Genomic DNA, 18,894 nt, shown 5'->3' with positions numbered 1-18,894 from the left:
GACGATCCAAGCCGCTTCAGATACGATCCGACCCATCTCACTTCGGGACTGAACACCTAGGCCGGCCGCTTTTCAGTTTTCGATCTATCAAACTCTTCGGTGAAGGCCTTCTTGACGAGCAACAGCCAGCTCTCTGCAATTCGAGCACGTTCTTCAGCCGCTTTTACACGTTCATCCGCCGCAGCTAGCAGTGCTCCTGCGCGCCTTTGAACGTCAACCGCGTGAGCTTCGGCCGCCTGTACGCGATCGTTCGCGGCTTTGATGTCTTCACGGACCTTCTCCAGGAGTTCACGAACATGAAGCTCCTGGTCTTGAGCATCTGCTTCTAGCTCTCGGATCCGAGCCGCTGTCATGCGCACCTTGTCGACAAGCTCTGACCAATCTTGCGGATGCAAGCGCCGCCCTGTAGGTAAATCTGAAGAGAACTCGTCCGAAGGGCTAATCACGCGCAGGACAGGCGGTGCGGATGGCTGGGCTGTCTGCACTATAGAACGCGAGTGTGGCGCGGCCACATCCTCCTGAGAGACGTCTCCCACAAGCGCATCTATCTTGCTCACACGCCGGCTCCGTTCAGGGTGTCGCTTTCGTTTACCGTGACGGAATGTCTGCGATCGTCAACAAACGATTTGAGGCGGAAGCCGCTAAGGCGAAAGAACCAAACTTGTGTTGCCTTCCTGCGCGGAAGCTCAGCGACTTACGTCTGTGCAGGCTCAAGCCTCCTCCATCCTGTTCGATGAAGACGCTTCTGACAGCTTCTTGGCCAACCTGAGGGAAGCTCAGCCCTTAGTCCCCTGAAGCGGTTGCGATGGCTGAGCGCGGCGCCCAGCATTTCCATTTTGTGCCGCATCAAGAGGGTGACAGCGGCTTCAGCCCTTCCGTCTGCGGAAGGATTTGATGAAGCGCTTAACTCGATGGCCCCGACCCATAGAGTCAGGGTTGGCATCCTCATCGCGCTCTGAGGTTTCCTGTGCCGCCGACTCGGTTGCCTCTGGCAGCAGCGTTGGCATCGTAGTTTTAGACAGCCTGCGAAGAGCCTCGGTGACTCCGGGCGGCCAATCTAAGCCGTTTTCGTGCAGCAGCCTTGCTGCGTCCATGAGCGCCTGGGCCTGATTAGGCGGAACCGCACTTCCTATGAGTTGTGTATTGAGGACGCGGTAGGCGAGCGATGTAGCAAGGCGCAGGACCTCAGTCAGCCTCTCTGACTGGGGCTGGCCATCGCTCACTTTACGTAGCCCTTCGCCTTTAGGTGCTCAGCGAGGGCTTCTCGAAGCACATCGGGGCGTGATGGTTTTGGCTCAGGCTGAGCAGCAATCAGTGCGTCGAGTGGCTCGATCTGGTCCGGCTGAACGCGGACTTGGATCTGAATGCCCGGCTGCTTAGGACGCTGTCTAACTGACTGGCTCATGGTACCACGGATTGACGACTATTAAGGTTGATGGTACCACGGGTGCAGGCCGGAAGGAAGGGTGAGAGCTTCCAACCAGCCCTAACCATCCACGTTGTTGGAGGGACGTCAATGGCTATCCAAGCCTCTACCACGCCGGCTTGTGGCGGTGGACCCGGTCGCCTGCGCGCTACTTGATTGCTTGTGGTTCATCCGGGCCGCCCGCCGCGATATGCGGAGTGCTGCCTGCTACGTCGGTCGTGCCGAGGATCGGCTGAAGGCTGCTGGTCTGGCGCTGCCGCCGCTGACGGGCTCGGTGGTGCCGGTGGTTCAGCCGAACGGACGCTCACACACGACATCGTCTGGCACGATGTCCGATCAGCTTACGATTGAAGAATGATCAAATCTTTGTGATGTTCACGGTGACTTCGCTGTTACCCACAGCGTTACTCCGGAACATTCCAGCTGATCTGGAAATTTGGCTAAGTGGTTGGCGCGCCCGAAAGGATTCGAACCTCTGACCCCCAGATTCGTAGTCTGGTGCTCTATCCAGCTGAGCTACGGGCGCCTGCGACCGGTGGGGGTTGGTGCCGCCCCCGGTGTGAGCGGGTGTTTAGAGGCTCCTTTTTGCGCTGGCAACCCTGGCGGGACAGATTTTTCGCGGCGGTGCGCCTCGCTGCCCAATCGGGGTCGGCGCGGGCCGCGGCGATCCCCGGCCCCGGGCTCCAGGCCGACGCTCAACGCGGTCGAAGGATGTTCTTCCGGGGTGCAGGGCAGATCTGTCGCCGCGGCGCAGCGTATGCGTCGGTCAAAATCTGTTTGTTGTCGGCGCGTGATCTTGTCGTTTCATCTCATGATCAGTGTCAGGACAAGATGGAACATTTATGACAACGCTCAGGCTTGGCCATTTGAAGGGGGATGGTCGGTTTCCGTCTTGGAACGCTTTGCGGTGCTGCGGGATTGAGAAGGACTATTGCCAGTCGCAGACTTATCCAAGGAGAATGCCGTGAAACGGTCCCTGACCACCCTCGCCCTTCTGACGATCCTCGGTGCGGGTTCGGCCTCCGCCCAAACCACCGTCACTGGCACCCCGGCCCCGGACGCCAAGTCGAGTGCCACCTCGGGCGGCCAGGAGGCCGTGACCCGGCCCAACACCGACAAGCCGGACGCCACCAAGCCGGCCACGACCAAGGCCGCGGCGAACGCCAAGCTCGAGGAAGGTGCCAACAGCTTCACCGAGGCCCAGACGCACCACCGCCTGACCGAGGCCGGTTACAAGGACGTCAAGGGTCTGACCAAGGACGACAAGGGCATCTGGCGCGGCGAAGCGATGCTCGACGGCAAGCCGGTCAAGGTCGGCGTCGACTTCAAGGGCAACGTCGCGGCACAGTAGGCCCCCCCCCCGCCCCTTCTCTCGCCTGCACACAGGAGTTTCCCATGGCCCAACAGACCATCACCGCCCTGTACGACGACTACAACGATGCCAGCACGGCCGTCTCCAAGCTGGAGGCCTCCGGCGTCGCGCATGCCGACATCAGCATCGTGAGCAGCAACGAGGGTGACCGGCATGCCGGGCGCTTGCGCACCACCACCGACCTCGACTCGCCCGTCCACGGCGACACCCCCGAGAAGGCGTCCAACGGCGCCGGAGCGGGCGCCACGGTCGGCACGGTCCTGGGCGGCGCCGCCGGCCTGCTGACCGGTCTCGGCCTGCTGGCGATCCCGGGCGTCGGCCCGGTGGTGGCGGCGGGCTGGCTCGTGGCCACCCTGACGGGCGCCGGCATCGGCGCGGCCGCGGGCGGCCTCGCCGGCGGCCTGACCGGTGCCGGCCTCAGCGAGACCGACGCCCACACCTACAGCGAGGGCGTGCGCCGCGGCGGCACCCTGGTGACGGTCCGGGCCGACCAGGCCCATGCGGCCCGGGTGATGGACATCCTGGAGGAGCACGGTTCGATCGACGTCGACGAGCGTGCCCAGAATTGGCGCGCCGAGGGCTGGACCGCTCCGCAGGCCGCCGAAGCGACCTCGCCGGACGCGATCCCGGGCAACGCCCTGGGCGGCACCGTCGAGGGTCGCAACCGCGTGCGCGCCTACCCGACCACGCCGGTCTGATCGGCGACCCGGGACCGCCCTCCCCTTGGGGGGCGGCCCATCGCAGGTGCGAAAAAGCCCAGGCGGCCCTCTGGCCCCGGGGTTTTTGCATGCGCTGAAGAGAAGGAGCGGTCGCGGCCCGAGGGCGCGCGGAGCAGCGGTCCCGCGTCGGCGCGGATCCCGGTCTCTCGACGGCCTGCACGGTTCGGGAAAGGGTGGGTCCCGGAGCCGAAGCTCCGGGTTCTGTTTCGACGGTTACCCTACCGCAAGATGCTTACGCCGCGAGGCGGGCATCCATGACAACGTTATCGTTGGCATTTAGAGTTTTGGCCAAATGCTCGAGACAGGGGTTACCTGCGTCGAACCGGTCGAGTCCTTACCGACAGCCGCATCGTCCCGCACCGAAGTGAGAGCGAACTCGCGATCCCTTTACCGCCCAGTCGATCCTATTTCGCCCCCATCAGAAGACCACCTGCGGATGCGGATGGGCTTTTGGTGGAGGCGCCGGAGTACTGCCCTCCGGGTCCTGAAACGTTATTACGAACCGGTCATCAACCGCAGGCTCGATATAGGCGAAATCGCCGCGCGGGTCCAGCCGGCGCGCTATCCCGCCGCACCCGTCGGCCCGGCCGTCTCGGCCGCGAACCAGTCGGCGTAGGGCGTGGTGCGGGCCATGTGCCGGTTGAGGTCGGGCGCGCCGTCGTCCCACCAGACGGGGCCGCGCTCGCCGAGGTCGCGCTTGGCCGCATCGACGGCCCGGCGGGCCTGCGCGACCGCGTCCGGATCTCCGGCCGTCTTGCCGGCCTTCACGGCCCGGCGCGCATCCATCAGGGCGGCGACGTGGGCGTCGCGCGCGGCGGGGTCGAGGTCGGGGCGGGTCCGGCGCCAGAGCCGGCCGCGCACCACGAGGTAGCGTCCGTCCGGCGTCACGAGCGGCGGCGCGGACTTGCTCCTCGGTGCAGCCTTGGTGCTCGGCTCAGCCTTGGCCCGCGACGGGGCTCTACCCCGCGGCGCGGCCACGGCGATGAGCCTGCTCCTCGATCAAGGCCTCCACGGCCGCGATCGTGTTCTCGAGGTCGGCCACGCGGCGCAGGACGCTGTCGGGCGGCAGCATCGCGATCTTCGCGGCTTCTGTGATGAGGGTCCTCTGAGCGTCCTTGAGGCGGTCGAGGAGAGATTCCAAGTCTGACATTGCTCGGCTTTAGCGGATGCCGGGGGCGACCCGCAATGCATATCCGAGCAAGTTGGCCGAGATATCCTTGCCTGATCTCGTCGGCTATTGTCCTGCCGCGCGCCGAAACCCGGCGCGCGACGTGGGCTCCGACTTCGGCGAAGCGGCCTCGGTCGAGCAAGTCGGGGCTCAGTTGGGGTGGAAGACCACCTTCACGCAGCCATCCTTCTTGTCCCGGAAGGTCTTGTAGAGATCAGGACCGTCGGCGAGGTTGGTCGACCGGTGCGTGATCAGCGACGTCATGTCGAACCGGCCCGCCTGGATCAGCTTCGTCAGCGTCTCGAGGTAGCGCTTAACGTGGGTCTGGCCGCTCTTCAGGGTCAGGCCCTTCTGGACGATCATGCCCATGTTGACCGGCACCGGCCCGCCATAGACGCCCGGCACCGAGACGATGCCGCAGGGCCGCACGGCCTTGATGGCCTCGGCCAGGGCGTAGGGGCGCTCGGTCGAGGTCAGCGTCTCCTGCAGGGTGCTGAGCACCCCGGCGATGCCGTGGCCGGCGGTGGCCTCCATGCCGACGCAGTCGATGACGCCGTCGGCGCCCTCCCCCTTGCTGATCTCCAGGATGCGCGCGAAGACGTCCTCCTTCATGAAGTCGATGACGTCGGTGGCGCCGTATTTGCGGGCCAGCGCCAGGCGCTCGGGCACGGTCTCGATGGCGATGATGCGCTCGGCCCCCATGATCTTGGCCGATTGGATCGCGAACAGGCCGACGGGCCCGGCCCCCCAGACCGCGATGATCTCGCCGCCCTTGATCTCGCAATGCTCGGCGCCCTGCCAGCCGGTGGGCAGGATGTCGGTGAGGAACAGCACCGACTCGTCGTCCATGCCGTCCGGCACCTTCATCGGGCCGACGTCGGCCATGGGCACGCGCACGTACTCGGCCTGGCCGCCGGCATAGCCGCCGGTGATGTGCGAGTACCCGAACAGGCCCGCGGTGGTGTAGCCGAACTGGGCGGCCGCCATGGCGGCGTTGCGGTTCGAGCGCTGGCAGACCGACCAGTTGCCGAGGCGGCACTGGCGGCACTCGCCGCAATTGATGTTGAAGGGCACGACGATGCGGTCGCCCTTGCGGAACTTGGTGAAGCCGGTTCCGACCTCCACCACCTCGCCCATGAATTCGTGGCCGAGGACGTCGCCGGATTCCATGGTGGGCATCTGCCCGTCCATCAGGTGGAGATCCGAGCCGCAGATGGCGCAGCTCGTCACCTTGATGATGACGTCGCGGGCATCCTCGATCTGCGGATCGGGAACCGTATCGCAGCGGATGTCGCCCTTGCCGTGCCAGCACAGTGCCTTCATGGCGGATCTCCAAGAGCCTGGGGGCCGGGGGCGGCGCGCGGGCGGGATGGGGGGGGATTGTGGGATTGTGGGAAGCCGTGGCCGCGAACGGGCCATCCGGATGAGAAGAGGTCCGCGCCGTGCCTTGTTCCCTGGAGGCCTGGTTCCCGAGGCCCGGTTGCCTGGAGGCCCGGTTGCCTGGAGGCCCGGTTCCCGGGGCACCGGGTTCCCCGAAGACCGGTCCGTGGAACGGCCGCGGCATCGATCCCGTTGGCTCCGCGGTCCGCACCGGAGTGAACTTCGGCCGGACAGCCTTGCCGGGAAGGCCCCATGCTGCTCCTCGTCCTGTCCCTCCTGCTCCTGGCGACTCTCGTCCTGATGATCGTCCGGCGGCGCGACATCGGTCGCCTCACCTCCTTCGCGACGCTGCTGGCGGCCGTGATGCTGATGATCTGGATGCAGAACAACGGCCTCCTGCCGGGCAGCCAGGGGCGCTTCAGCGACGACAGGCCCCGGACGAGCCTCGATCCGCCGGCCCCGGCGCCGGCCGCGCGCATTCCCTGAGGGGCGGGGCCGTCACAGCACGGAGCCTGTGTCGCTCGATCGCGTGGGATGCCATGGACCGTTCCGGCCGATCGTGCGTTCACCGCTCGGCCCGTGCACGTGTCTTGCTCGGGGGGGCTCGTGAGTCGGGGGCCGGGTCCTGTGCGGACCGCCCGGGGCGCGACAGATCCGGCGGCATCGGGGCCGGGGACGATCGAAGGGTATTGGGGTGATGGCGAAAATTCTTCTGGTGGAAGATCACGAGGAGATCTGGGACTTCCTGTCCCGCCGGCTGAAGCGGCGCGGCTACGACGTGATCCTCGCCCATGACGGCGAATCCGGCGTGCAGCAGGCCCGCACCGGGCAGCCGGATGTCATTCTCCTCGACATGAACCTGCCCATCCTGGACGGCTGGTCGGCGGCCCGCGTGCTGAAATCCGGCAGCGACACCAAGGGGATCCCGATCATCGCCCTGACCGCGCACGCCATGTCGGGCGATCGCGACAAGGCGATCCAGGCCGGCTGCAACGACTACCACCCGAAGCCGGTGGACTTCTCCAAGCTGCTGACCCAGATCAACGCCGCCGTCGGTCCGCAGGCGCCCGCCATCGCCTGAGGCGGCACACCCGGCCGCCCCGCGCGCCCGATGCCCGCGCATCGGCGACCGCGTCGCTCACCCCAACGAGACCCATCCCATTCATGAGCGACGATCCCATCACCGCCCGCCTCCTGCGGCAGGCGATGCCGGTCTTCACGACCCTGGCCTCCTGCCTCCTCGTGATCACCATCGCGGCGGCCCTGTATCTCGGGCGCGACATCTTCGTGCCGGTGACCCTGGCGATCCTGCTGAGCTTCGTCCTGGTGCCGGGGGTGCGCCTCCTGCGCCGCATCCGGGTGCCCCGGGCGCTGGCCGTCCTGGCGGTGGTGCTCACGGCCTTCGGGGCGCTCCTCGGGGTGTCGGTCCTCATCGCCAACGAGGCGGCGCAGCTCGCCTCCGACCTGCCGCGCTACCAGGTGACGATGCGCGAGAAGATCGCCTCGCTGAAGGAGGCGACCGCCGGCAGCGGCACCCTCTCCCGCATGGTCGACATGGTACAGGACCTCGGCGCCGAGCTGCAGCCGGACCCGAACGCCACCCCGCCCGAGGGCAGCGCCGGCAGCGTCGCCCATCCCCTCCACGTCCAGATCGCCTCGGCCAAGGCCGGGCTGATCGGAACCCTCGGCGCCGTCGCCGGCCCGATCCTGCATCCGCTCGCCACCACGGGCCTGATCCTGATCTTCACGATCTTCATCCTGCTGCAGCGGGAGGACCTGCGGAACCGCGCGATCCGCCTGGCGGGCTCGGGGGATCTGCGCCGGACCACGGCGGCCATCGACGACGCGGTGGCCCGCCTCAGCCGGTTCTTCCTCGCCCAGCTTGTTCTCAACATCGCCTTCGGCCTCGTGATCGGCCTCGGCCTCTGGGTCATCGGCGTGCCCAACCCGATCCTGTTCGGGGTGCTGGCCGCGATCATGCGCTTCGTGCCTTACATCGGCGCGGCGATCAGCGCCCTCCTGCCCCTGATCGTGGCCGCCGCCGTCGATCCGGGCTGGAGCATGGTCATCGCCACCGCGGCCCTATTCCTGGTGGTGGAGCCCATCGCCGGCCACGTGGTCGAGCCCCTGCTCTACGGCCATTCCACCGGACTCTCGCCCATCGCGGTGATCCTGGCCGCCACCCTCTGGGCCTTCCTGTGGGGGCCGATCGGCCTCGTGCTGGCCACCCCCATCACCGTCTGCCTCGTGGTGCTGGGGCGCCACATCGAGCGGCTCTGGTACCTCGACGTCATCCTGGGCGACCGCCCGGCCCTGTCGCCGCCGGAGATCTTCTACCAGCGCATGCTGGCGGGGGACCCCGAGGAGGCGATCGACCAGGGCCGGATGTTCCTCAAGGCCCGTGCCCTCGTCACCTACTACGACGAGGTCGTGCTGGCCGGCCTGCTGATGGCCCAGGAGGACCTGTCTCGCGGGACCCTCGACCGGATCCGCCAGGACCAGGTCGGCACCGCCCTGCGCACCGTCGTCGCCCGCCTCGGCACCATGCCGGTGGGCCGCAAGATCGGGTCCTCCGGCTCGGCCGGCAATTCCGAGACCTCGGCGGCGATCGCCGCCATCGGGCCGGACCGGCAGGTCGCCGCCGTGGTGCTGCGCCCGGACGACCTCCCGGCGCGCTGGCGCGCGGCCCGGCCGGTGCTCTGCGTCTCGAGCCGCGGTCCCTTCGACGAGGCGGCGACGGCGATGCTGGGGCAGATCCTGGGACGGCACGGCCTCGGCGCGCAGGTGATGTCGATGGCGGAGCTGCGCCGGGGCGAGACGCCGGACGACCTGTCGGGGATCGCCCTGGTCTGCTTCTCCTACCTGGAGCCCGTCAGCCTGTCGCAGATCCGGCTGAACGTCCGCCAGGCGCGGCGGGCGATTCCGGGCGTGCGGGTCCTCGTCGGCTTCTGGCGCGAGCGCGATCCGGCCTCCCTCGACCGGCTGCGCCGCACCCTCTCCGCCGACGTGCTGGTGACCACCCTGAACGGAGCGCTCGACGCAGCCCTGACCTTCGCCAAACGGGGGTGAGGCCCGGCCGGGCCGGCCGGGTCATTTGACATCCCCCTGGGCTTGACCCACTTCTCCCCCGCGCCGACCCCCTCTCCGGACGGGTGGCGACGCCCCCCGCACAATCTGGGAACGGTCGTTGCTGCGGGTCAGGCCCTGACGAGAGGCTAGTACCAGCACATGAAAGTCGTCGTCGTCGAGTCGCCGGCCAAGGCCAAGACGATCAACAAGTATCTCGGCCGCGACTACGAGGTTCTCGCCTCGTTCGGCCATATCCGAGACCTTCCGGCCAAGGACGGTTCCGTCGATCCGGAGGCGGACTTCCACATGCTATGGGAGCTCGACGATCGCGGATCGAAGCGCGTCTCCGACATCGTCAAGGCGCTCAAGGGCGCCGACGGCCTGATTCTCGCCACCGACCCGGATCGCGAGGGCGAGGCGATCTCCTGGCACGTGGTCGAGGCCCTCACCGCCCGCCGCGCCCTCAAGGGCATGCCGGTGGAGCGCGTGACCTTCAACGCCATCACCAAGGCGGCGGTGGAGACCGCCATGCGCCAGCCTCGGCAGATCGACCAGGCGCTGGTCGACGCCTACCTGGCCCGCCGGGCGCTCGACTACCTCGTCGGCTTCAACCTCTCGCCGGTGTTGTGGCGCAAGCTGCCCGGCGCCCGGTCGGCCGGGCGCGTGCAGTCGGTGGCGCTACGCCTCGTCTGCGAGCGCGAGCGCGAGATCGAGGTCTTCAAGCCGCGGGAATACTGGTCCCTGGTGGCGACCCTGGTGACGGAGACCGGCGCCAGCTTCGAGGCCCGCCTCACCGGCGCGGACGGCAAGCGCATCCAGCGCCTCGACGTCGGCACCGGCGAGGAGGCGGCGGCGTTCAAGCGCGACCTCGAGCTCGGCACCTTCTCGGTGGGCAGCGTCGAGGCCAAGCCCGCCAAGCGCCACCCTGCCCCGCCCTTCACCACCTCGACCCTGCAGCAGGAGGCCTCCCGCAAGCTCGGGATGGCGCCGGCCCAGACCATGCGCGCCGCCCAGAAGCTCTACGAGGGCGTCGAGATCGACGGCGAGACGGTGGGCCTGATCACCTACATGCGGACCGACGGCGTCGACATGGCGCCGGAGGCGATCGCCGACGTCCGGCAGGTCATCGGCAAGGAATACGGCGACCGCTACCTGCCTGGGGCGCCGCGCAAGTACAGCGTCAAGGCCAAGAACGCCCAGGAGGCGCACGAGGCGGTGCGCCCCACCGACATGAGCCGCCTGCCCAAGACGGTGGCCCGCACCGTCGATGCCGAGCAGGCCAAGCTCTACGAGCTGATCTGGACCCGCACGGTGGCGAGCCAGATGGAATCGGCCGAGCTGGAGCGCACGACCGTGGACGTGGTCGCCCAGGTCGGACCGCGCACGCTGGAGCTGCGCGCCACCGGCCAGGTGGTGAAGTTCGACGGCTTCCTCACCCTCTACCAGGAGGGCAAGGACGACGAGGAGGACGAGGACGGCCGGCGTCTGCCGCCGATGAAGGCGGGCGATCCGCTCAAGCGCGAGCGCATCGCCTCGACCCAGCACTTCACCGAGCCGCCGCCGCGCTACTCCGAGGCCAGCCTCGTCAAGCGCATGGAGGAGCTCGGCATCGGCCGGCCCTCCACCTACGCCGCCGTGCTGCAGACCCTGCGCGACCGCGAATACGTGCGGATCGACAAGAAGCGCCTCGTGGCTGAGGACAAGGGCCGCCTCGTCACCGGCTTCCTCGAGAGCTTCTTCAAGCGCTACGTCGAGTACGACTTCACCGCCGACCTCGAGACGCAGCTCGACCGGGTCTCGAACGCCGAGATCGACTGGCGCGAGGTGCTGCGCGACTTCTGGCGCGAGTTCTCCGCGGCGATCGCCGGCACCAAGGAACTGCGCGTCACGGAGGTGCTCGACGCCCTCAACGATCTCCTCGGCGCCCACATCTTCCCCGAGAAGGCCGACGGCTCGAACCCGCGCACCTGCCCGACCTGCGGCTCCGGCCAACTCTCCCTGAAGCTCGGCAAGTTCGGCGCCTTCGTGGGCTGCTCGAACTACCCGGAGTGCAAGTACACCCGCCAGCTCGCCGCCTCGGGCGTCGAGGGCGACGGCGAGGGCTCGTCCGAGAACGGCGGCCAGCCCGGCACGCGGGTGCTCGGCAACGACCCCGTCTCCGGGCTGCCCGTGACGGTGCGCGACGGCCGCTTCGGCCCCTTCGTGCAGCTCGGCGAGGCCTCCACCGAGAAGGAGGCGCCCAAGCCCAAGCGCTCGTCGATCCCGAAGGGCACCAGCCCGTCCTCGGTCGACCTGGAGATGGCCCTGAAGCTGCTCTCCCTGCCGCGCGAGGTGGCGAAGCATCCCGAGACCGGGGAGCCGATCCTGGCCAATCTCGGCCGCTTCGGGCCCTACGTGCAGCACGGCAAGATGTACGCGAATCTCGGGCGCGACGACGACGTGCTGGAGATCGGCGCCAACCGGGCCATCGACCTCATCGTCGCCAAGGAACAGGGCGGCGGCCGGCGCGGGCCGGCGGCGGATCCGGGCCGGCCCCTCGGCGAGCACCCGGAGACGGGCAAGCCCATCGTGGTGAAGTCGGGCAAGTACGGCCCCTACGTCACCGACGGCACCACCAACGCGACGCTGCCCAAGACCATGGCGGCCGAGGCCGTCGACCTGCCCCAGGCGCTGGAGCTGATCGCCGCCCGGGAAGCCGCGGGCGGGGGCAAGAAGAAGGCCCCGGCTCGCAAGGCGGCGGGCGCCAAGGCCCCGGCGACCAAGAAGGCGGCTGGCAAGAAAGCGCCTTCCAAGAAGGCTGCCGGGACGACGGCGGCGGACGGCGACGCGGTCGCCGAACCCGCCAAGGCCGCCAAGGCACCGGCGAAGAGCGCCGGCAAACCGGCACCGGAGAAGTCTGCGGCGGGGAAGCCCGCCCCGGCCGCACGCAAGAAGGCCTGAGCGCCCGCGAAGGCTCGCCCTCCCCCGATCGTCGGGTTGTCGCGCAACCGTGCCGGTCGCGGAATGGCGCGCCCCTCGACGGCCGGGCCGGAGAGGATCTCGGCAAGGCTGCGGCGAACCCGGGCGAGAGCCCGGCAGATGACGCCGCGGGCTTCGGCCTCCGAGCCCGGCGCCTGCCGAACCCGTGACCGGCCCCACGTCGCGATCCGGCCCTTTGTGGTCGGTTGGACTGCGCAATGTTAGCACTTGTTTATGGACTTGCCCCAAACATTGCAGACATGCGATTCTTATCCAGACAACAGGCTGACGGGCCCGAGACGACAACTGCACAGGCCGTGCCGGTGGCGCAGCCCCGGGTGGGGGTCGATCCGCCGCCGCGGGCCGTTCACGGCGAAGTGCTGGACGCCATCGAGAGCGACGTCCTGACGGCGATCGGCAATGTCGGCGCCGCTATCGCGGCGACCCGGACCGAGGTGGTGGACATGCAGGCCGGGCTCGCCGGCATCCGCGACCGCATGCGCCACCTCGCCGAGGCCGCCGAGGCGGCGAGCGCGGCCAGTGCCGGCTTCACCGGGCGGACCCAGGGCCTGTCCACGGTCTCGACGCGCATCACCGACGCCATGGCGCAGGCCTCCGGGCATCTCGATCAGGCGGGCACCCGCGGGGACGAGGCCCGGGCGCTCATCGGCGCCCTGGCGACGGCCGGCAACGAGATCGCCAGCATCGTCGACACCATCTCGGCGGTGGCGCGCCAGACCAACCTGCTGGCGCTGAACGCCACCATCGAGGCGGCCCGGGCCGGCGAGGCGGGCCGCGGCTTCGTCGTGGTGGCGGCGGAGGTGAAGGCCCTCGCGGTGGAGACCGCCCGGGCGGCCGACGACGTCCGCAGCCGAATCGCGCGGCTGCGCGAGGGGGCGACCGCTTCCAGCGCCGACATCGGTGCGGCGGCGGAGGCGATCGAGGCGGTCCGGCCGGCCTTCGGCACCGTGCGGGGCATCGTCGACCAGCAGGTCGGCATCGTCACCGACGTGGTCTCGGAGGCCACGCGGACGGCGGGCCTGATCGCCGACGTGAGCGTTGGCGCGGGCGAGACCAGCGCCGCCACCGTTGCCCTCGACCGGCGGGCCGAGGCCATGGAGAGCGCCGCCGGCCAGGCCGCCGAGGAGGCCGCCGGCCTCGGGCGCCGCTTCGTCGCGGTGATCCGCCAGAACGAGATCGGCGACCGGCGGCGGGCGGACCGCTACCCGGCCGACCTGTCGGTCGCGCTCCGGGACGGGACCCGGACCCGCACCATCGACCTCAGCGAGGGCGGCCTCCTGCTGGCCCGGCCCGAGGCCGGGCCGGCGATCGCCGCCGGGAGCCTCCTCGAGCTCGAGGTCGCCGCGATCGGGCCCGTCCGGGCCCGGGTGGCGGCCGTCAGCCCGATGGGCCTGCACTGTGCCTTCGAGGATCTCGGCGCCGAGACCGCGGCGAAGCTCGCGGCCAGGCTCGCGGCGATCCAGGCGGAGTACGCGCCCCTGGTCGCCCGGGCCCAGGCCGTCGCCGGCATCATCAGCGGCCTGCTGGACGCCGAGATCGCGGCCGGGCGTCTCTCCGCCGGCCTCCTGTTCGACACCGACTACGTGGCGATCCTCGACACCCACCCACGCCAGTTCATGACCCGGTCGGTCGAGACCCTGGAGCGGCTGCTGGGCGGCGTGCTGGAGGCGCCCCTGGCCGAGGATCCGGCGATGATGTTCTGCATCGTGGCCGACCGGAACGGCTACGTGCCGGTGCACAATCGCGCGGTGTCGCAGCCGCAGCGGCCGGGCGACCCCGTCTGGAACAACGCCCACAGCCGCAACCGGCGCATCTTCGACGATCGCACCGGCATCACCGCCGCGCGCTCCACCCGCCCGGCCACCGTCCAGGTCTATCGTCGCGAGATCGGCGACCGCATCGTCATGGTGCGCGAGGTCGATGCGCCGATCCGCGTGCAGGGCCGGCACTGGGGCGCCTGCCGGACGGCCTACCGCTTCTGACGCTCCGGGACGCTGTCACACCGGTGCCATGCGGGGCGGCTAGCGGGAGGGGTTGCCGCCCGCTGTCCGCCTTCCCGCTGTCCCGCCTTCCCGCCACCCGCCTTGCCGGAGCCGCCGCATGACCGAACCGATGCGAACCCGCTCGCAGGCCGCCGAGGCCGCCGAGGATCACGGCTCGAACGGCAGCCGGAACCCGACCTTCGGCGACGTCGTGGCGGCGCGCTTCGACCGGCGCGACCTCCTGCGCGGTCTCCTCGGCGTCGGCGCCATCGCGGCGGTGGTGACGCCCCGCGCCCTGGCCGCCGGCGGGGCGCCGGCGGCCGAGGCCGCTCCCAGCGCCGACGCCCGCTTCCCCTTCGCCGAGATCGCGGCCGGATCGGATGCGCACCACCACGTCGCCGCCGGGCACGACGCCGAGATCCTGATCCGCTGGGGCGACCCGGTGCTGCCCGGCGCGCCAGCCTTCGACCCGCGCAACCAGACGGCGGCCGCCCAGGCCCAGCAGTTCGGCTACAACAACGATTTCGTCGGCTACTTCCCCATGCCGGGGGCGGCCGACCCGGCGGCGCACGGCCTCCTCGTGGTCAACCACGAATACACCAACGAGGAGCTCATGTTCCCCGGCCTCGGCCGCCAGGACGGCAAGGCGGTCGATTTCGAGGGCATGACCCGGGAGCTCGTCGACATCGAGATGGCGGCCCATGGCGGCTCGGTCATCGAGATCCGGCGCCAGGACGGCCGCTGGGCGGTGGTGCCCGATTCGCGCTACGCCCGCCGCATCACCGCCGCGACGCCGATGGTCCTGACCGGCCCGGCCGCGGGCACCGACCGGGTGCGGACCGCCGCCGATCCCAGCGGCCGCTCGGCCCTCGGGATGATCAACAACTGCGCCGGCGGCACGACCCCCTGGGGGACGTGGCTGACCTGCGAGGAGAACATCAACTACTACTTCTCCGGCGCCCTGCCGGCGGGGTCGCCGGAGGCCGCCAACCACAAGCGCTTCAACCTGCCGGCCGGCGCCTATGCCTGGGGCCGCTTCCACGAGCGCTTCGATGTCGGCCGCGCGCCCAACGAGCCGAACCGCTTCGGCTGGGTGGTGGAGATCGACCCCTTCGACCCGACGAGCGTCCCGAAGAAGCGCACGGCCCTGGGGCGCTTCAAGCACGAGGGCGCGGCCGGCATCGTCGCCAAGCAGGGCCAATACGTGATCTACCAGGGCGACGACGAGCGCTTCGACTACGTCTACAAGTTCGTCACCGCCGGCCGGGCCGACAGCGGCGACCGCGACCTGCTCGATTCCGGCACCCTGCACGTGGCCCGCTTCGACGCCGATGGGCGCGGCACCTGGATGCCGCTGGTCTTCGGGCAGGGCCCGCTGACGCGCGAGAACGGCTTCGCATCCCAGGCCGACGTGGTGATCGGCGCCCGGCTCGCCGCCGACCGGCTCGGGGCCACCAAGATGGACCGGCCCGAGGATGTCGAGGCCAACCCGAAGACCGGCAAGGTCTACGTGATGCTGACCAACAACGGGAAGCGCAAGGCGGACCAGGTCGACGCCGCCAACCCCCGGGCCGACAACCGCTTCGGTCACATCGTCGAGCTCACCCCCGACGATGGCGACCACGCGGCCCCGGGCTTCGCCTGGGAGATCCTGGTCCGCTGCGGCGATCCGGCCATCGCGGCGGTGGGGGCCACCTTCTCGTCGGCCACCACCGCGAACGGCTGGTTCGGCATGCCGGACAATTGCGCCGTCGACGGTCTCGGCCGGCTCTGGGTCGCCACGGACGGCAACGCGCCCTCGCGCACCGGGCGCAACGACGGGATCTGGGCGGTGGAGACCGAGGGCGCGGGCCGGGGCACGGCCAAGCACTTCTTCCGGGTGCCCCACGGCGCCGAGATGTGCGGCCCCTATTTCGTCCCCGACGACACCACCTTCTTCGTGGCCGTCCAGCATCCCGGCGAGGCCGACGAGGAGGACCCGAAGGCGGTGCCCGCTACCTTCGAGGCGCCCGCCACGCGCTGGCCCGATTTCGACCCGGCGATGCCGCCGCGCCCCGCCGTGCTGACGATCACCCGCCGCGGGGGCGGCCGCGTCGGGACCTGAGGCGGGAGGTGGGCGCGCCGCCCAGGGCAACGATCCACGGATCACGCCACCGTCAGGCCTTCTTAACCACCCCCATACCATGTCATGGGGTGGTACGTCCTGCGCGGCGGGGGCTTCCGGCCTCCGCCCCGGAGGGCGGGAACCCCTTTCTGTTTCCGGTTTGTTCCGGTATGGTGAGAGGATGAAGGCGAATGCTGCACTGTCTCCCTCTGCGATCCGACCCGCGAAGCCCGCGGCCTCACCATCACCCGCGCGAGGCGCTCCGGTGAGCGACCCCGCACGCGATCTCTTCGCCGGCGGCAAGGCGCCCCTGCCGAAGGCCGCCGAGCGTCGCAAGCTCGACGCCGCCGTGGCGCCCCTCGCGCCGCTGCCGCCGCCCGTCTCGGCGGAAGCCGGCTACGACGCCTCCACCATTGAGGTGCTGGAGGGGCTGGAGCCGGTGCGCCGCCGCCCCGGCATGTATATCGGCGGCACCGACGAGCGCGCCCTGCACCACCTCTTCGCCGAGGTGATCGACAACGCCATGGACGAGGCGGTGGCGGGCCATGCCAGCTTCATCGAGGTGGAACTGGAGGAGAGCGGCCACCTCGTCGTCACCGACAATGGGCGCGGCATCCCGGTCGATCCCCATCCGCACCCGAAACACGCGCACCAGTCCGCCCTGGAGGTCATCATGACCGTCCTGCACGCGGGCGGTAAGTTCGACTCGAAGGTCTACGAGACGTCCGGAGGCCTGCACGGTGTCGGCATCTCGGTGGTGAACGCCCTCTCGGACGAGCTCGAGGTCGAGGTCGCCCGCAGCCAGACCCTCTATCGCCAGACCTTTTCGCGCGGACTCGTGCAGGGTCCCCTGGAAACCGTCGGCCGGGTGCAGAACCGGCGCGGCACCCGCGTACGCTTCCACCCCGATGCCGAGATCTTCGGGGCGCTGAAGTTCGACCCCCGCCGCCTGTTCAGGATGGCTCGCTCCAAGGCCTACCTGTTCGGTGGGGTCGAGATCCGCTGGCGGTGCGCCCCAGCCCTCCTCGTGGGCCTGGACGACGTACCGGCCGAGACCGTGCACCGCTTCCCCGGGGGCCTGCGCGACTATCTCGCCCGCGATCTCGAGGGCAAGGAACTCGTCACCGACGCGATCTTTTCCGGCAAGATTACCAAGCCGGGCGGGCACGGCTCCCTCGAATGGGCCGTTGCCTGGATGGTGACCGACGACGGCGTGTCGGCCTCCTACTGCAACACCATCCCGACGGCGGAGGGCGGCACCCACGAGAGCGGCCTGCGCGTCGCCCTGCTGCGGGCCCTGCGCGAGCATGCCGAGCGCGTCGGCCAGGCCAAGCGCATGACAGCGGTGACCACCGACGACGTCATGGCGACCTGCGCCTCGATGCTCTCGGTCTTCATCCGCGAGCCCGAGTTCCAGGGTCAGACCAAGGACAAGCTCGCCACCGTCGAGGCCTCGCGCATCGTCGAGACCGCCATCCGCGACGCCTTCGACCACTGGCTCGCCGCCTCCCCGGCCCAGGCCAACAAGCTCCTCGACTGGGTGATCGACCGGGCCGAGGAGCGCCTGCGCCGGCGCCAGGAGAAGGAGGTCGCGCGCAAGTCCGCCACCCGCAAGCTGCGGCTGCCGGGCAAGCTCGCCGACTGCTCCAAGGCGGGCATGGCCGGTTCGGAGATCTTCATCGTCGAGGGCGACTCGGCCGGCGGCTCGGCCAAGCAGGCGCGCGACCGCGCCACCCAGGCGATCCTGCCCCTGCGCGGCAAGATCCTCAACGTCGCCTCGGCGAGCCGGGACAAGCTCGGCGCCAACCAGCTGATCTCGGACCTGACCCAGGCGCTGGGCTGCGGCACCGGCACGGGCTACCGCTCGGAGGACCTTCGCTACGAGAAGGTGATCATCATGACGGACGCCGACGTCGACGGTGCCCATATCGCCTCGCTGCTGATCACGTTCTTCTACCGGCAGATGCCCAAGCTCATCGACCGGGGGCATCTCTACTTGGCGATCCCACCGCTCTACCGGATCAGCCAGGGGGCCAAGACGGCCTATGCCCGGGACGACGACCACAAGGCCCAGCTGATCAAGACCGTGTTCAAGAACGGCAAGGTCGAGATCGGCCGCTTCAAGGGCCTCGGCGAGATGATGCCGGCGCAGCTCAAGGAGACCACCATGGACCCGAAGAAGCGCACGCTCCTGCGGGTGGAGGTGCTGGACGAGGCCCGGGACTCCACCGGGGACGCGGTCGAGCGCCTGATGGGCAACAAGCCCGAGGCGCGTTTCACCTTCATCTCCGAGCGGGCGGCCTTCGCCGACGGGGCCGAACTCGACATCTGAGGCGGCAAGCGCTTGCGCCTCCGGAAACCCGGGGGCGCGGGCGAGGATCGGCAGCTCTCCACCATCGGCAAGTCTTCGAACTCCGCAAGCCTTCGGACCCGTCAAGTCTTCGGACTCGGCAGGTGCCCGAAGACGCGGTGCCGCGGAACAGGAGCCCAAACGCAAGAAAGCCCGGCCGTGAGGCCGGGCTTTCTTGTTGGCCGGGGCCCGCGCGACCGGATCGATCGCGCGGGAGGCCGTTGGTTCGGATCCTAGTAGGAGCCGAACTTGTAGTTCAGGCCGGCGCGGACGACGGCGAACTCGGTGTCGCGCACCTGACGGCCGCCGCTGACCAGGACGACGCCCGGGCTGGTGGTGGTGACG

13 protein-coding genes, 1 tRNA gene, 1 other RNA gene and 1 pseudogene are annotated in these 18,894 nt (G+C 69.6%); 9 read left to right on the top strand and 7 right to left on the bottom strand.

The annotated features are described in order from the left end of the window. Positions 1-56: 56 nt before the first annotated feature. Together CRT23_RS28155 and CRT23_RS25695 are read right to left on the bottom strand one after the other, a co-directional pair. A complete protein-coding gene (locus tag CRT23_RS28155) occupies positions 57-557 on the bottom strand; it encodes a hypothetical protein (protein WP_146056519.1) in 501 nt (166 codons plus the stop codon). Between the two features lie 1,318 nt (positions 558-1,875). Next, a tRNA-Arg gene (locus CRT23_RS25695) sits at positions 1,876-1,952 on the bottom strand. 438 nt (positions 1,953-2,390) lie between these two features. Here CRT23_RS25695 and CRT23_RS25690 point away from each other — a divergent pair. Beyond that, complete coding sequence (locus CRT23_RS25690) at positions 2,391-2,777, top strand: hypothetical protein (protein ID WP_103712381.1); 387 nt, start codon at positions 2,391-2,393, stop codon at positions 2,775-2,777. A 44-nt stretch (positions 2,778-2,821) separates the two neighbouring features. Further along, positions 2,822-3,496 (top strand): hypothetical protein, encoded by a 675-nt coding sequence (locus CRT23_RS25685; protein ID WP_103712380.1) that lies wholly within the window; start codon positions 2,822-2,824, stop codon positions 3,494-3,496. 211 nt (positions 3,497-3,707) lie between these two features. Here the strand turns inward: CRT23_RS25685 and ssrA are convergent. The 4 genes from ssrA to CRT23_RS25665 form a co-directional block, all read right to left on the bottom strand. Then, positions 3,708-4,073: a transfer-messenger RNA gene (ssrA, locus tag CRT23_RS25680) on the bottom strand. Positions 4,074-4,078: 5 nt separating this feature from the next. Beyond that, entirely contained in the window at positions 4,079-4,405 is a 327-nt protein-coding gene (locus CRT23_RS25675; RefSeq protein ID WP_103712379.1) for a hypothetical protein, read from the bottom strand. A 70-nt stretch (positions 4,406-4,475) separates the two neighbouring features. Further along, positions 4,476-4,667: a hypothetical protein gene (locus CRT23_RS25670; protein ID WP_055955577.1), complete on the bottom strand. Its 192-nt coding sequence runs from the start codon at positions 4,665-4,667 to the stop codon at positions 4,476-4,478. A gap of 168 nt (positions 4,668-4,835) precedes the next feature. Next, on the bottom strand, positions 4,836-6,008 hold the full coding sequence (locus tag CRT23_RS25665) for a zinc-dependent alcohol dehydrogenase (RefSeq protein ID WP_055955574.1): 1,173 nt from the start codon (positions 6,006-6,008) through the stop codon (positions 4,836-4,838). Between the two features lie 309 nt (positions 6,009-6,317). Between CRT23_RS25665 and CRT23_RS25660 the strand changes: the two genes are divergently transcribed. The 7 genes from CRT23_RS25660 (at position 6,318) to parE (ending at position 18,531) form a co-directional block, all read left to right on the top strand. Further along, entirely contained in the window at positions 6,318-6,551 is a 234-nt protein-coding gene (locus CRT23_RS25660; RefSeq protein ID WP_103712378.1) for a hypothetical protein, read from the top strand. A gap of 211 nt (positions 6,552-6,762) precedes the next feature. Beyond that, positions 6,763-7,146: a response regulator gene (locus CRT23_RS25655; protein WP_055955569.1), complete on the top strand. Its 384-nt coding sequence runs from the start codon at positions 6,763-6,765 to the stop codon at positions 7,144-7,146. A gap of 83 nt (positions 7,147-7,229) precedes the next feature. After that, positions 7,230-9,134, top strand: a complete 1,905-nt coding sequence (locus CRT23_RS25650; RefSeq protein ID WP_055955566.1) for an AI-2E family transporter — start codon at positions 7,230-7,232, stop codon at positions 9,132-9,134. Between the two features lie 159 nt (positions 9,135-9,293). Continuing rightward, a complete protein-coding gene (topA, locus tag CRT23_RS25645) occupies positions 9,294-12,074 on the top strand; it encodes a type I DNA topoisomerase (RefSeq protein WP_103712377.1) in 2,781 nt (926 codons plus the stop codon). 278 nt (positions 12,075-12,352) lie between these two features. Next, positions 12,353-14,095 (top strand): methyl-accepting chemotaxis protein, encoded by a 1,743-nt coding sequence (locus CRT23_RS25640; RefSeq protein WP_181017474.1) that lies wholly within the window; start codon positions 12,353-12,355, stop codon positions 14,093-14,095. Positions 14,096-14,213: 118 nt separating this feature from the next. Beyond that, positions 14,214-16,199: a PhoX family phosphatase gene (locus CRT23_RS25635; protein WP_103712375.1), complete on the top strand. Its 1,986-nt coding sequence runs from the start codon at positions 14,214-14,216 to the stop codon at positions 16,197-16,199. 265 nt (positions 16,200-16,464) lie between these two features. Next, positions 16,465-18,531: a DNA topoisomerase IV subunit B gene (gene parE / locus CRT23_RS25630; RefSeq protein ID WP_103712374.1), complete on the top strand. Its 2,067-nt coding sequence runs from the start codon at positions 16,465-16,467 to the stop codon at positions 18,529-18,531. Positions 18,532-18,782: 251 nt separating this feature from the next. Here parE and CRT23_RS25625 read toward each other — a convergent pair. Then, positions 18,783-18,894: pseudogene (locus CRT23_RS25625) on the bottom strand (porin family protein); the annotation flags it as partial.

The sequence above is a fragment of the Methylobacterium sp. V23 genome (genome assembly GCF_002917135.1).
Taxonomy (GTDB): domain Bacteria; phylum Pseudomonadota; class Alphaproteobacteria; order Rhizobiales; family Beijerinckiaceae; genus Methylobacterium.
Note: the sequence above shows the minus strand (reverse complement) of the source record. Positions and strands in the feature narration are given on the sequence as shown.

What these genes read in the sequence shown, in the direction of transcription:
- CRT23_RS25640 (WP_181017474.1), top strand. Translation starts at nt 12,353, where the DNA reads ATGCGATTCTTATCCAGACAACAGGCTGACGGGCCCGAGACGACAACT.
- CRT23_RS25660 (WP_103712378.1), top strand. Translation starts at nt 6,318, where the DNA reads ATGCTGCTCCTCGTCCTGTCCCTCCTGCTCCTGGCGACTCTCGTCCTG.
- CRT23_RS25650 (WP_055955566.1), top strand. Translation starts at nt 7,230, where the DNA reads ATGAGCGACGATCCCATCACCGCCCGCCTCCTGCGGCAGGCGATGCCG.
- topA (WP_103712377.1), top strand. Translation starts at nt 9,294, where the DNA reads ATGAAAGTCGTCGTCGTCGAGTCGCCGGCCAAGGCCAAGACGATCAAC.
- CRT23_RS25655 (WP_055955569.1), top strand. Translation starts at nt 6,763, where the DNA reads ATGGCGAAAATTCTTCTGGTGGAAGATCACGAGGAGATCTGGGACTTC.
- CRT23_RS25670 (WP_055955577.1), bottom strand. Translation starts at nt 4,667, where the DNA reads ATGTCAGACTTGGAATCTCTCCTCGACCGCCTCAAGGACGCTCAGAGG.
- CRT23_RS25635 (WP_103712375.1), top strand. Translation starts at nt 14,214, where the DNA reads ATGACCGAACCGATGCGAACCCGCTCGCAGGCCGCCGAGGCCGCCGAG.
- CRT23_RS25685 (WP_103712380.1), top strand. Translation starts at nt 2,822, where the DNA reads ATGGCCCAACAGACCATCACCGCCCTGTACGACGACTACAACGATGCC.
- CRT23_RS25665 (WP_055955574.1), bottom strand. Translation starts at nt 6,008, where the DNA reads ATGAAGGCACTGTGCTGGCACGGCAAGGGCGACATCCGCTGCGATACG.